10 protein-coding genes are annotated in these 14,722 nt (G+C 46.3%); 4 read left to right on the forward strand and 6 right to left on the reverse strand.

Annotation, left to right across the window (positions count from 1 at the left end; all coding sequences use genetic code 11):
• Positions 1-8: 8 nt before the first annotated feature.
• The gene (gene fliD, locus PSI17_RS03540) at positions 9-1,469 is read right to left on the reverse strand and encodes a flagellar filament capping protein FliD (RefSeq protein ID WP_273550639.1); all 1,461 of its coding nucleotides are present in this window, start codon (positions 1,467-1,469) and stop codon (positions 9-11) included.
• 278 nt (positions 1,470-1,747) lie between these two features.
• Between fliD and PSI17_RS03545 the strand changes: the two genes are divergently transcribed.
• The 3 genes from PSI17_RS03545 to fliZ all read left to right on the forward strand — a co-directional run bounded on the left by PSI17_RS03545 (position 1,748) and on the right by fliZ (position 4,358).
• On the forward strand, positions 1,748-2,818 hold the full coding sequence (locus tag PSI17_RS03545; RefSeq protein ID WP_273550651.1) for a FliC/FljB family flagellin: 1,071 nt from the start codon (positions 1,748-1,750) through the stop codon (positions 2,816-2,818).
• Between the two features lie 253 nt (positions 2,819-3,071).
• Positions 3,072-3,794 (forward strand): RNA polymerase sigma factor FliA, encoded by a 723-nt coding sequence (locus PSI17_RS03550; protein ID WP_273550640.1) that lies wholly within the window; start codon positions 3,072-3,074, stop codon positions 3,792-3,794.
• A 51-nt stretch (positions 3,795-3,845) separates the two neighbouring features.
• Positions 3,846-4,358, forward strand: a complete 513-nt coding sequence (gene fliZ / locus PSI17_RS03555; RefSeq protein WP_273550641.1) for a flagella biosynthesis regulatory protein FliZ — start codon at positions 3,846-3,848, stop codon at positions 4,356-4,358.
• A 161-nt stretch (positions 4,359-4,519) separates the two neighbouring features.
• On the opposite strand, the gene putA is transcribed toward fliZ, so the two are convergent.
• Positions 4,520-8,500, reverse strand: a complete 3,981-nt coding sequence (gene putA, locus PSI17_RS03560) for a trifunctional transcriptional regulator/proline dehydrogenase/L-glutamate gamma-semialdehyde dehydrogenase (RefSeq protein WP_273550642.1) — start codon at positions 8,498-8,500, stop codon at positions 4,520-4,522.
• 530 nt (positions 8,501-9,030) lie between these two features.
• Between putA and putP the strand changes: the two genes are divergently transcribed.
• On the forward strand, positions 9,031-10,515 hold the full coding sequence (gene putP, locus PSI17_RS03565; protein WP_273550643.1) for a sodium/proline symporter PutP: 1,485 nt from the start codon (positions 9,031-9,033) through the stop codon (positions 10,513-10,515).
• Between the two features lie 117 nt (positions 10,516-10,632).
• Here putP and PSI17_RS03570 read toward each other — a convergent pair whose 3' ends face one another.
• The 4 genes from PSI17_RS03570 to PSI17_RS03585 all read right to left on the reverse strand — a co-directional run.
• Positions 10,633-12,306: a cyclic peptide export ABC transporter gene (locus PSI17_RS03570; protein WP_273550644.1), complete on the reverse strand. Its 1,674-nt coding sequence runs from the start codon at positions 12,304-12,306 to the stop codon at positions 10,633-10,635.
• A 379-nt stretch (positions 12,307-12,685) separates the two neighbouring features.
• Positions 12,686-13,765, reverse strand: coding sequence for a hypothetical protein (locus PSI17_RS03575; protein ID WP_273550645.1), 1,080 nt, complete (start codon positions 13,763-13,765; stop codon positions 12,686-12,688).
• A 245-nt stretch (positions 13,766-14,010) separates the two neighbouring features.
• A complete protein-coding gene (locus PSI17_RS03580; RefSeq protein ID WP_273550646.1) occupies positions 14,011-14,319 on the reverse strand; it encodes a hypothetical protein in 309 nt (102 codons plus the stop codon).
• Positions 14,320-14,506: 187 nt separating this feature from the next.
• A partial coding sequence (locus PSI17_RS03585) for a hypothetical protein (RefSeq protein WP_273550647.1) occupies positions 14,507-14,722 on the reverse strand: 216 nt, incomplete at its 5' end.

Here is a 14,722-nt window from a genome sequence, read left to right on the forward strand (position 1 = left end):
TCCTTTTATTATCTTAAAAGCTGGAATAGGGATGAACTTGCCTGATTGAGTGAAGTCACAAGTTGATCCAGTTCGGTAAATTGTTTTTTATAGCGCTCCATGGTGGCATTAATGCTTTTGTTGGTCTGTTCTACCTGACTTTCTAATTTTTTCAGGCTTTTATTGATACCTTCGGTGGCCGTGGCAATTGTCCCTTCGTGGCTATCCAATGTTTTCTTCAACATATTAAACGTCTGGGTGGCAAAACCGGTTTCTTTACCATCCCCCATAAAGAAAGCCTTAACATTGGCCGGTTTCTCTTTGAGGTTTTTTTCCAGTTTTTCGTTGCTGATTTCCAGTGTCCCATCCAGTTTTTGTTTAATGCCCAATTTATTCAACGTGCCAATATCAGCAACATCTTGGGCGACAATAAGCTGGTGCCTCAGCTGATTTCGGATGCTTTTTAATGTGTTGTCATTGAGCAGGGCACCATTGTTTTTTGACGCCGTTTCCCCTTTTCCGACTGCGGTGAATTTGGTCAGCGAGCCGAAAGTGGTTTGTAATTCATTATAGGCATCCACCCACTTTTTAATTGCCTCTTTCATGGGTTCGATATTGCGGGAAACCACCAGGGTTTCGGATTTAACCACGTCTTGTTCTTCAGGTTTGCCATCTTTTCCCGCAACCTGTTCCTTAACTTTTTCCGAAACCTTTTTCAGATTCAGCGTAATGCCTTCCGGTGCATCTTTGATCTCATTGGTCTGGCGCTCAATTTCAATGCCATTGACGGTTAATTTTGCATTGGCCGGTGCCATCATTTGTGTCATGGCACCGGAACCGCTCCCTTTATCATCGGACTGATAGTTCAGCAAACCATTCAGCTTATCATCACCCTGAACTTCAATCGTCATCACGGATTTTGTACCGGCTTTTTTGGAAGTCAGGATCAGATAGGTTTCATTATCATCTTTCCCTTTCATGATGTTGGCATTCACGTTGCCTTCTTTTTTCCTAATGGCTTCGCGAATTTCAATCAGGGAGGTTTCACTGTCTTTCAGGGAAATACGCATCGGCTCTTTTTCACCGGGCTGCGTGATAATCAGGGTACGGGTGCCTTTGCCGGCTTCTCCCAGCGGCTCTTTTGCATCAGGAAATGCCTTAGAACGCAGGGACTGCGACTTTGCAAGCTGTTCGACAGTAATATCATAACTCCCCGGGCTGGCTTTGGAATCCGTGCTTGGGGTAAATGTTTTATGATCTTCACTGGTTTTGGTGGTATTGAGTTTATCGAATTTTTTCAGTTCTTCGGAGGCACCCTTGAGTTTTTCCAGACTGCCCTTTAATGAACCAAAACCGGTCAGCTTGGCTTTATAGCTGGTTTGCTGCTGTGTTAATGGTCCTAAACGTTTACTTTCTGTTGCCTGAAGTTTATCCAGTATAGAACCCATATCCATCCCGGACCCGGCTCCCAATGAGGAAATGCTGGCCATATTGACTCCTTTATTAGTAAAGCATCACTGGAGAGGTTATCGGACTCATTGGGGAAAAGTTTACTGATAAAATGATTTTTTTGATGGACAGAATAATTGCTGAGAATAGGCGCTGTTTGGGTTATCGGGGTAAACAGCGAAAAAAAAATAAAAAAGTTTTTGTAAGAAAGATTAAAGGTTCTTTTTTAACAGCCGATAAAACTGTTGGCGGTAATGAACACCGTGGGCAAACAGGCCCAAACTCATTATATCGATTTGATTTTAAAAGGAACTCTACCATGGCATTAGGTATCAATACTAACTATTCCGCTTTGCAGGCCCAGAACAACCTGACCCGTTCTCAAGGTGTTCTGACTAACTCTATTGCGCGCCTGTCCTCTGGTTTACGGATTAACAGCGCGAAGGATGATGCGGCGGGTCAAGCGATCGCTAACCGTTTTACGGCTAATGTTAAAGGTCTGTCCCAAGCGGCCCGTAACGCCAACGATGGTATCTCCATCGCCCAGACCACCGAAGGTTCGCTGAACGAAATCAACAATAACCTGCAACGTATTCGCGAGCTGGCGGTTCAGGCACAAAACGGTAGCAACTCTGCAAGCGACAAAAAATCGATTCAGGATGAAGTTAAACAGCGTCTGGACGAAATCGATCGTATCTCAGAACAGACCCAGTTCAATGGCGTGAAGGTATTAAAAGAAGACAGAAAAATGTCTATTCAGGTTGGTGCTCATGATGGTGAAACTATCGATATCGATCTGAAAAAAATTGATAGTAACGTTCTGAATCTTAAAGATCTGAAACTTCACGATCCTGTTTTTGGTAAGCAAATCTCTTCTGTTGAAGTTGAAAAAGATGTTGGTGGTAAAAAAGTTAAAGAAAACAAAGATATTGACACTAAAGCTATTACTGGTGCTACTGACGTCAAAGTCTTCCAGAAAATGAAAGAAGATGGTACGGCTGATGGTGATAAAGTTATGCTTACCTATACAAAAGGGGGTGAAAATTATACTGCGGAATCAACCCTTACCAAAACTACTGGTGTAGTTGCAGCAGCTACCACTGGCACTGAAAAGGAAGTTGCTCCTCTGAAAGCTTTGGATGACGCTTTATCAACAGTCGACAACCTGCGCAGCTCTTTGGGTGCAGTTCAAAACCGTCTGGAATCTACCGTTAACAACCTGAACAACACCGTTAACAACCTGAGCGCGGCACGCAGCCGTATCGAAGACGCTGACTACGCAACCGAAGTATCTAATATGAGCCGTGGCCAGATCCTGCAACAAGCGGGTACTTCTGTTCTGGCGCAGGCTAACCAGATCCCACAGACTGTTATGTCCCTGCTGCGTTAATTTTTATTTTCCAGTTGGAAGCTTATACCGGGTAACCGGTATAACCCACGCCTATAAAATAAGGATCGGCTCGCCGATCCTTATTTTTTGGCTCATTGTCAGGGACAGCCTGAAACTTGCCAGTCATTCGGGCGGACAGCAAAAATTTCGCATAGGTGAAAAAGAAGGGCTTTTACTTCATTGTTCAGACGATTGTACCGGTTAGGGGATTGGATAATGGTATCCAGTCTCTTATCCAAAGGTGTCTGTTGTTGTGAGCGATTTGTATACCGCCGAAGGCGTGATGGACAAAAATAGCCTCTGGAAGCGCTATGTACCACTGGTTCGCCATGAAGCGCTGAGGCTACAGGTAAGATTGCCTGCCAGCGTAGAACTCGATGACTTGCTTCAGGCCGGTGGCATCGGCCTGCTGAATGCGGTGGAGCGGTTTGATTCCATGCAGGGAACCGCGTTTACCACCTATGCGGTACAGCGCATCAGGGGGGCAATGTTGGATGAGTTGAGGAGCCGTGATTGGGCGCCGCGCAGTGTGCGGCGCAATGCCCGTGAAGTCACGCAGGCTATCCATAAACTTGAGCAAGAGTTAGGCCGTCCAGCCAGTGAGCAGGAAGTTGCTAAAGAATTAAAGATTAATCTGATAGAATATCGGCAAATACTGTTGGATACCAATAACAGTCAACTATTTTCTTATGACGAATGGCACGAAATTCACGGTGAAAGCTGTGAACCGATGATTGAGGAAGAGCATGAGGCCAATCCTCTTCAACAATTGCTGGAAGGTGATCTTCGTCAGAGGGTAATCGATGTGATTGAATCATTGCCTGAACGGGAAAAGATGGTTCTTACGCTGTACTATCAGGAAGAACTGAATCTTAAAGAGATCGGCGCAGTACTTGATGTGGGTGAATCCCGCGTCAGTCAGCTTCACAGTCAGGCGATAAAAAGGCTGAGGGCGCGTTTGAATCCAGAGAAGTAACTTTTTGCTTGTTTGTTTTTTATTAAGACTATACACAGGGCTTTATCTCTTATGTCTGTTACAACACAAAAGAAACGGCCGCTTAGCCGTTATATCAAAGACTATAAACACAGCCAGACGCATTGTCTGCACTGCCATAAATCACTTGACCGTATTTCACTGGTTTTTAATGGTCAGGTCATCAATAAAGAAGCAATTTCTGAGATGACTGAGTTGGTGGATGACAAAACCTGGAATGAGTTGCAGGGTAAATTTGTGGCGCTGTGCCGCTTTTGTAGTGAAATTTATTGCAACAGCCAGACTGATTATTTTGACATTATGTCCTTTAAACAGTATCTGTTTGAACAAACAGAGATGAGTCACAGTACTGTGCGTGAGTATGTGGTTCGTTTAAGGCGTCTGGATGAAATACTGACTTCAAGTAATTATCCGGCAAGTGACTTTACGCCGGAAAAGGTTCAGGAAAAACTCAGCGAAGAATTATCCCAATCCGCTTTCAGCAATTACAATATTGCCCTGCGTAAATATGAGCAATACCTGAGTTGGCAACAAAACGATCATTGATTCATCATACCGATATCTACCCTATACCGCTCGCAAGACGAAAATAGCCGATTATCTCCCCGCGGGGAGATAATCAATGCAGTAACATGTTGTCGGATTGAAACGATTTCAGGGGCAATGCGATTATCCCGCATTCCCCCTATTTTTTATGCCGGATAATGTTAACCAATCGTCATCAGGCTGGCATTCCCCCCGGCAGCGGCCGTATTAACGCTGATTGAACGTTCATGCAGTAAGCGTTCCAGCAGCAAATTGGTTTCACCACGGGCAAATCCCTGTACGGAGAGAATCGGCCCCTTGCGTTGTGCGATCACTTCACAGACCTGACGCAACTGGTCGCCATCACCGTGATAAATCACCGCCGCCATCACCGTCTCTTCATGCTGCCAGTCGTCAGTCCAGACAATATGTTGACGCACGTCATCCGGCAACTGATGTTGCAGTTTTTGATGCAGTTCATCTTGTTCCCAGATGGCCTGACCACCGACAGAAAGCACCGCCGCTAATTGCACCAAGGCATCTTGCGCGTTATCGGCCAGACAAAGCACCCGGCCGCGCGGTAGCAGCGTATAGGTATTGCGCTCTCCGGTCGGTCCCGGCAATAAGCGGGTGGTTCCGCCTTGTGCCAGTAAACGGTATTCCTGAATCACCTGACCCAATACCTCATTATTTTGCGCCACTGCCCAATCTGCCAGCTTGTTGAGCGGGGAATGCAGGGCAACACGGGTTCGGGCATCCAGCTCATATTCCGTATCCTGCCGTGCCAAAGTCTGGTTAGCGGCACTCAGGGGGCGTTGTGACAGCAAACGATACAGATAGAGTGGCCCGCCGGCTTTCGGCCCGGTGCCTGACAGACCTTCGCCACCAAATGGCTGCACCCCGACGACTGCGCCGACCATATTGCGGTTGACATAGATATTGCCGACCTGCGCTTTACTGGTGACCTGCGCGATGGTTTCATCAATCCGCGTGTGAACCCCCAACGTCAGGCCATAACCGGCCGCATTGATTTGATCCAGCAGCTTATCCAGCTCATGGCGTTTAAAACGGACGACATGCAGAACCGGCCCGAAAATTTCTTTTTGCAATTCAGCAAAACTGTCTAATTCGATCAGCGTGGGTTTGACGAACGTGCCTTGTGACCAATCCTGACGGTCTGTGTCATTCTCATGCACCGCCTGATAAACGGCCCGGCCTTTGGTATACAGGGTTTGGATATGATGCTCGATTCCCGCTTTCGCTTCAGCATCAATAACAGGGCCAATGTCCGTGGACAGGCGCTCCGTATTCCCCATCCGGCATTCCGCCATTGCGCCTTTCAGCATGGTGATTGTTTTTTCAGCCACATCTTCCTGAATACACAGGATACGCAGGGCAGAACAGCGCTGACCGGCACTGTCAAACGCGGAAGCGATGATATCGGTGACCACCTGCTCGGTCAGTGCGGAGGAATCGACGATCATGGCATTCAGCCCGCCGGTTTCCGCGATCAGCGGCGTTGGGCGCCCCTGTGCGTCAAGGCGACCGGCAATATTGCGCTGTAACAGGCTGGCGATGGCGGTAGAACCCGTAAACATCACGCCGCGGACACGCTCATCACCTACCAGTAACGCCCCGACCGTTTCCCCTTGTCCCGGCAGTAATTGCAGTACATCACGAGGAATTCCCGCCTGATGCAGTATTTTTACCGCAATGGCGGCAATGAGTGGCGTTTGTTCCGCAGGTTTTGCCAGAACACTGTTGCCGGCTGCCAGTGCCGCGGCGATCTGGCCGCTGAAAATCGCCAGCGGGAAGTTCCACGGGCTGATACAGACGACCGGCCCCAGAGGGCGATGGGTATCATTGGCAAAATCCTGCTGAACCTGACTTGCGTAATAGTGGAGAAAATCCACGGCTTCGCGCACTTCGGCAATCGCATTATTGAATGTCTTGCCTGCCTCACGCACCAAAATGCCGAGCAAGGCTTGCAGATGATTTTCCATCAACTCCGCTGCCCGCACTAAAATCGCCGCCCGTTCTGTGGGTGGCGTGGCAAACCAAATGGCACCGGCATCGGTAGACACCTCCAGCGCGTAGCTGACTTCCTTTTCAGTGGCTTCACGCACATAACCCACGATATCGGCGTATCTGGCGGGATTGTACACCGGCTTGGTCGCCGGCAATTCGCCGGTATGTTGGTAATAGCCCCCCAGCAAGGGTTCACAGCTCCACGTTTCCATGGAAGAACTGAGCAGGGCACTGGAAAGAGAAGCTAAACGATGTTCATTGGAGAGATCCAATCCCGATGAATTAACCCGGTTTTTGCCGTATAAATCACGGGGCAGCGGGATCTTGGGATGTGGCAGGCCGATTTGCCCTTCGGTCTGCGCCAGTTCCTGAACGATGTTGACCGGATCAGCGACCAATTCATCAATCGGCAGGGAGGTATCGGCAATGCGATTGACAAACGACGTATTCGCCCCGTTTTCCAGCAAACGGCGTACCAGATAGGCCAGTAGTGTTTCATGGGTGCCCACGGGAGCGTAAATCCGGCATGGGCGATTGAGTTTACTCTCAGCCACTTTACCGACAACTTGCTCATAAAGCGGCTCACCCATGCCGTGCAGGCATTGGAACTCATATTGTCCCGGATAATAGTTCTGCCCGGCCAGATGATAAATCGCTGACAAGGTATGGGCGTTATGGGTAGCAAATTGCGGGTAGATTAAATTCGGGACAGCGAGCAGCTTACGGGCACAGGCGAGGTAAGAAACATCGGTATAGACCTTGCGGGTATAGACCGGATAGTCTTCCAGCCCCTCGATTTGGGCGCGTTTAATTTCACTGTCCCAGTAAGCCCCTTTCACCAGCCGGATCATTAACCGATGACGGCTGCGCTGTGCCAAATCAATCATGCTGTCAATCACGAAAGGGCAGCGTTTCTGGTAAGCCTGAATGACAAAACCAATGCCATTCCAGCCTGCCAGTTGCGGTTCGAAACACAGTTTTTCCAGTAAATCGAGGGAAATTTCCAGACGATCGGCTTCTTCTGCATCAATATTGATACCAATATCGTATTGGCGCGCCTGTAAAGTCAGGGAGAGCAGGCGGGGATAGAGTTCATCAATCACCCGCTCATATTGGGCGCGGCTATAACGGGGATGCAGGGCGGAAAGTTTAATGGAAATTCCCGGCCCCTCATAAATACCACGGCCATTTGAGGCCTTGCCGATGGCGTGGATCGCCTGCTGGTAGGAAACCATATAGGCTCGCGCATCTTCTTCGGTGAATGCCGCTTCGCCGAGCATGTCATAAGAGTAGCGAAAGCCTTTCTCCTCCAGCTTGCGGGCGTTGGCAAGGGCTTGGGCGATGGTTTCCCCTGTCACGAATTGCTCACCCATCAGGCGCATTGCCATATCCACACCCTTGCGTACCAATGGCTCACCGCTTTTGCTGATGATGCGGTTAAGTGATTTGGATAACTTGGCTTCATTATGGGTAGACACCAGCTTGCCGGTGAACAGCAATCCCCATGTTGCCGCATTGACAAACACAGAGGGGCTTTGGCCTAAATGGGAATGCCAGTTACCGTTACTGATTTTATCGCGGATCAGGGCATCGCGGGTGGCTTTGTCGGGAATGCGCAACAGGGCTTCGGCAAGGCACATCAAGGCCACACCCTCCTGTGAAGAAAGTGAAAATTCTTGCAATAATCCCTGCACCAAACCTGAACGACCCATACCCTGTTTTTGCTGGCGTAATTTTTCTGCAAGGGAATACGCGAGTTTATGCGTTGCCTTGGCTTGTTCTTCACAGAGTTGCGCCCGTTGCAGCAGCATAGGAACCGCCTGAATTTCAGGGAGGCGATAGGCGGCCGTAATTGCAGAACGTTTCACCGATTGGGGTAAAATATGCTCGGCAAAATCCAGAAAGGGTTGATAAGGTGCCTCAATCTGTGATTCTGCTTCGGAAATCATTTCTTCTTTGTTATCCTGACCCGCTGATATTTCTGGGAGTTTTTCCTCATTTTCCAGACGTTCAAGATAATTAAAAATAGCTTGTTTAACCAGCCAGTGTGGTGTGCGATCAATTCGTTGTGCTGCGGCCTTAATTCTATTACGTGTTGCCTCATCAAGTTTCACACCCATAGTGGTACTACCCATTTTTACTCCTTAACAGGTAAGACTAAAAAAATTTACATAACAATATCTTCCATGTTGCAACTTTGTGCAACTTAGTTAAAAGCTGCTGTTCTAATTTTGTGAAACTAATCGTGTTTTTACCATTTTTTCGGCGGAATTTATTATTGGGATTTATTTATTGCATTGATTTATATTGATTTTGTTTTCATTGTATGAATTATAGGGATAACCCATTATTTAATTTCAGGTGCAATTTCTGGAGTGATAAATGTGATTTAGCAAGCGTTTTTTATAAAAACACAGTTAATTGGTTGTTAAAAATGTTTTATCTAAATTAGGATAGAATGTAATTTTAAAATAATTACAAGTATAAATAGTACATATGGAAACTAATGGCATCTTCAAGTACAACTTGTTACAGCCTGATATAAAAGATGAGGTATCACCGAAAAGTAGGTTAGGCACGATGACATTATTTACGCAACATTATTTACGCAAATAGCACATTTGCAGACACATAATTTATAAAAACACTATGGAGAAGAACCTGCATGACAGTAAATTCACCCATGCTCATTACCTTCATTATCTACATTGGCATCATGTTGTTGATAGGATTCGCGGCTTATCGTTCCACCAAGAATTTTGATGATTACATATTGGGTGGCCGGAGATTAGGCAGTGTGGTCACCGCATTATCTGCCGGCGCTTCTGATATGAGTGGCTGGTTACTGATGGGATTGCCGGGCGCCATTTTTTTCTCAGGCATTTCAGAAAGCTGGATCGCACTGGGCCTGCTGTTGGGTGCCTATTTGAATTGGCGGTGGGTTGCCGGCAGGTTGAGAGTGCATACCGAAGTAAACAATAACGCGCTGACATTACCCGATTATTTTACGGGCCGCTTTGAGGACAAGAGTAAAATCCTGCGGGTTATTTCTGCACTGGTTATCCTGATTTTCTTTACTATTTACTGTGCCTCCGGTGTAGTGGCCGGTGGTTTGTTGTTTGAAAACACCTTTGGTATCAGCTATGAAAAAGCGATTTGGTTGGGGGCACTGGCAACCATTGCCTATACCTTCCTTGGGGGGTTTCTTGCGGTAAGCTGGACTGATACCGTTCAGGCGACATTGATGATTTTTGCCTTAATTCTGGTTCCCGTTCTGGTCCTGCTTAAAGTAGGCGGCGTTGGTGAAGCTATCAGCATTATTGAGGCAAAAGATCACGCCTATTTAGATATGTTTAAGAATCTGAATATTATTGCCATCATTTCTTTGCTGGGATGGGGCTTCGGTTATTTTGGTCAGCCGCATATCCTGGCCCGTTTTATGGCGGCGGACTCCCACCAAACTATTCATAAAGCCCGTCGCATCAGTATGACATGGATGCTCTTGTGCCTTGCGGGCACGGTGGCCGTTGGGTTCTTTGGTATTGCCTATTTTGAAATGTATCCGGCGCAGGCAGGGCCGGTATTGCAAAACCGTGAACGCATCTTCATGGAGTTGGGTGTGCTGTTGTTCAATCCGTGGGTTACCGGGATATTATTGTCTGCGGTGTTAGCGGCGGTGATGAGTACGTTGAGTTGCCAATTATTGGTTTGTTCCAGCGCCTTGACCGAGGATTTCTATAAAGCATTCATCCGCACCAAGGCTTCCCAAAAAGAATTAGTCTGGGTGGGTCGTATCATGGTCTTGATGGTGGCAATCATTGCCATTGTGATCGCAACTAACCCGAATAATAAAGTATTGTCACTGGTCAGCAATGCGTGGGCAGGTTTTGGTGCCGCGTTTGGTCCCGTGGTGCTGATTTCCGTGCTTTGGAAACGCATGACCCGTAACGGTGCGTTGGCCGGTATGCTGGTGGGTGCCGTCACTGTGCTGGTTTGGATGGAGTTCCGTTGGTTCTCGCTGTATGAAATTATTCCGGGCTTTATTTTCGCGACGATTGCCATTATCGTGGTGAGTTTGCTGGGAAAAGCACCAAGTCAGGCGACACAGCAGCGTTTTCTTGAAGCCGAAGCGCATTATAAGACTAAATAATCTCATCAGTCTGAAATGGGCTTAAGAAGGGACATTATCCTTGATTATCGACTGAAAAGAGGTAATCAAGGATATAAGATTGAGTCGCGCACATTCACACGACCTCATCCAGCAATGTCATTGAGCGATCACCATTTGCGCCTGATGGGTAAGAAGCCGTCCACTTTCCAGCTTGATACAATGATCGGCCAAGTGAAAAAAGCGATCGTCATGAGTGATAGCCAGTACGGCTTTACCGCGCGCAGCCAACTCAGGCAATAGTTCCTGATAAAACACCGTTTTAAACAGCGGATCCTGATCCGCCGCCCATTCATCGAACAGATAGAATGGCCGATCTTCCAAATAGGCCACCACCAGCGCGAGACGTTTTCGTTGTCCCAGAGACAAATCACGCGTTGAGAAACACCCATTTTCGATGCTTACCTTGTGATCCAATTGCAGTTTAGCGAGCAATGCGTTAGCACGTGAATCCAGTGTTGAATCGGTATCGCTCAAACCTATCAGGGTTTCGAACAGGTGGAAATCGGAGAAAACTGCCGAGAACAGTTGACGATAGTTGGCTCTGTTGTCATCAGTGATCACATGCCCGTCAACGGTAATGGTGCCGCTTTCTGGTGTATAGAGTCCGACCAGCAATTTGGCGAGCGTCGTTTTGCCACTGCCGTTACCGCCGATCAAAAAAGTAATTTCACCTCGTTTGAGTTTCATGTCGATGGGGCCGAGTTGGAATACCTTATCTTCCTTTTCCCGATAATAACTGTGGGTAAGGCCAGACAGGCGCAGTGAAATGGCTTCACCGAATTCATCAGCCGAAATTTGCGAGGTCAATGGGTCTTGCTCATTCAGCTCAGAGAGTACATTGCCAATGCGATGCAGTGATACATGTGCCGCATTCAGTGCCGGAATATTATTTAACAAGCTGTCTAAGGGCATCAGCATAAACAGAAATACAATGACATAACCGGCGAGAGTCGTGACTTCGAGGCCCGGAATGACCGTCGGGGCGAATATCACCAGCCCTAAAAACGCATAGAATAAAAAGAGTATCCAGCCAGTACCGAAGGCATAAACACCGAAAGCACGGGTGCGATGCTGGCGTACAGCGTCAATTTCGTGGCCAAGGGAGTCAGTGAAGAAAGCCTTGGCACGCGAGAAGTGTAACTTTAACTCTTTGGCACCGGAGAATAAGGCATTGAAATGGTTGAACAGGCGATCTTGGGCTTTGCCCGCAGCGTTGAATGCGTTGATCGCTTTGTTTCCACCGAGGCTATAACCGAGTGAACCAATAATGACGATGGCTAGCGCCAGGAAGAAGACGGGCCACGATAACCAGGCCAGATAACCCAGACAGCCGAGGACAATTGAACCCTGCATCACGATATTGGGCAGGGTAAAGAATAACAGTGAGACATTGGTTGCATCGTCGGTGATAATGGATTGCGCGCGTGAGGCACCAAGTTCCTCAATCTGACGGAAGGGCGCACGGGCAACCCGTTCTGAGATGAGTTCGCGCATTTTTGCCATCGTATTCTGGCTCAGTTTGGCGAAAATCACGCCACTCAGTATGCGGCAGGCAATAGCCAGCACCGCCAGAACAGCGAAATACCCGGCGAGCGGGGCATAGTTATCGTTGGAGGTTGTCACTGCCTTATTGATTAATGTGATCAACGAAACGCTGGAAATCCCATTGGCAATGCTGGCGAAAATGGCAATGGTGATTGCCCAGCGTGAACGGGATAACAGTGAGAGTAAAATCCGATAGACTGGTTGTTTAATTGTCGAAGTATTCATTTGTCATCCAGAAATTCAGTGCGTAACCTAGCGTTAAACGTCATGTATTGATCCTGCTTGGCGGGGGACTCGCCACGACACGTGAAAGCCAGATTGGTGAAAGAATGATAAAATGCTGACCCCGTAAGGCTGGTTTAACATAACAAAATCAGTCACTCTACTTCATCAACAAACGAGCGAAATGATCAAATAAGGAATATTAGATGGCAAAGTTCACGATACGTATCGAACTTCGTAATGCTGATATTGCAGATTACGATACACTTTTTGCGAATCCACTGAGTCTGAATTAAACTGAGTCGCCCCGGAAACCGCGTTAATGATGCTTCCGGGGGATTTGCTGATAATGATGGTAGTTGAATTTAAACGACTCCACTGCTCAGACGTCTTTCAGATGAAATGACTGATTATCTTCATCCACGACGATTTCTATATTGCCGGATTGATTTCCATAGATATCATGGAAGTTGAATGTTGATGAAAAATAACTTTCTTGTCCCCAGAAAGCAGGGCAAGGTGCCTCGAAATATAGCTTACTAACACTAATAGCATCGTCGCGTGGTGTTGTGTTTATTTGTACTTCTGGATAGGCGGCTAATACTACTATGCCAACATTTCTGCCAGCATCATCACCCTTTGATATGACGTTAACCGTATCGACTCCAGCGGTTCTGTTTTCTTTAAGTGTACCCCAAAGAAACATAAGGTAAAGATTATCCTGGTTCGTCAGGTAAGTAAATCTACGGAAATTAACGTTGCCCGGATCATTACCAGAGGCAACATTCCATACTTCTGTATCCTTTACTGGATGCCCTTTGGTCGGCGTTATGTAGAAGTTAGTCTGGGACCACTTGAACTGAAGATCCTGACCGTTATTGGCATTTGGGTCTGTTGGATGAACTGCGTATGTACCCGAATCAATATCTTTTTGTTCTTCAATCTTGAGATCTGCGGAATAATAGGTAATTGGTGCATGACCAGTAATAATGATCGATGTTCCAAAACCCTCATCTGTTGTTTTATATGATGTTTGGTCTAGTGAAATTTGTGCCCCTATCTGGATTGTTTCAATTTTGGTTGTTGTTACCCAATAAAATTTCCTCTGAAGGAATGTATCATCCAGTTGTTCCTTATATGATGAGTCAAGGGTTGATTGAGATAGCCCAATAACAGGAAATGTATGGGCATAATTATTTTCGACAGAGCTATAGGACCATTCGCCTGATAATTTATGACCGCTATCATAGTCAATCAATTGAATACTATTGAGTTGTTCATCGGATAATACGACTGTTTTATTATCAGCGCCGCTTGCCCGTATATTGACAACAACCTCAACTTGCATGTTACCATTTGCAAACACGTGATCTTGGGGATGACCTGATCTCAAAGAGATTGTAAAATGTGACAATCCTATAATTTTTTCCGATTGGCTTTTATGTTGAGTTAGTGAGTTCATATAATTTTCCCTCAGTATAAATAGGTTTAAAAATAGTGAATTGCGATCAAATTTGGTAATCTTCATTTATTCAATTAATCATTATTTATTTTTAGTCTATTCTTGCATTGATTTAGCATGATAAATAATATGCTCTTCAACAAAATAACAGCTATGATTATATTTTTGACGAAGATTTATCATCAAAGTAGAAATACATAACAACGGACGATAATTTGTCGGTTGTATTTAAACGACTCCACTGCTCAGGCATCTTCCAGATGAAATGATTGAGTATCTTCTTCATTCACGATGATATGTATATTGCCGGATTTATTTCCATAGAGATCATGAAAGTTGAAGTATGGTGATAAATAACTTCCTTTTCCCCAGAAAGCAGGCTGAGGTGCCTCGAAATACAGCTTACTAACACTAATAGCATCGTCGCGTAATGTTGTTTTTATATCTGCTTTTGGATAGGCGGTTACTTTTTTAGTCCCCGGGCTTGGAGGAGCCTGACTAACATCATCGCATCCAGCGGTTCTATTTTCTTGAAGTGTACCCCAAAGAAACATAAGGTAAAGATCATCCTGATTCGTCAGGTAAGTAAATCTACAGAAATTAACGTTGCCCGGATCAGAAGAGGCAACATTCCATACTTTTGCATCCAGGGCGAGAGCATGAAAGCCTGTTTTTTGAACGATCCGTGCAAATAAAACACTGATTGATACTTTAACAAGACCGAATTGAGTGATATTCGCCCTATAATTGACTGTGTTGCATACAAATTAAGGTCGAAAAACGTTCGTGCTCTCGCCCTGCTTTTGCATCCTTTACTCCATACCCTTGTGTCAGCGTTATGTAGAAGTTAGTCTGGGACCACTTGTACTGAGAATCATGACCATTATTGTTATTTTGGTCTGATGTATGCACTTGGTATGTACCCGAAGCAACCTCTTTTTGTTCTTCAATCTTGAG

The sequence above is a fragment of the Xenorhabdus sp. IM139775 genome, assembly GCF_028598745.1.
Classification (GTDB): Bacteria; Pseudomonadota; Gammaproteobacteria; order Enterobacterales; family Enterobacteriaceae; genus Xenorhabdus.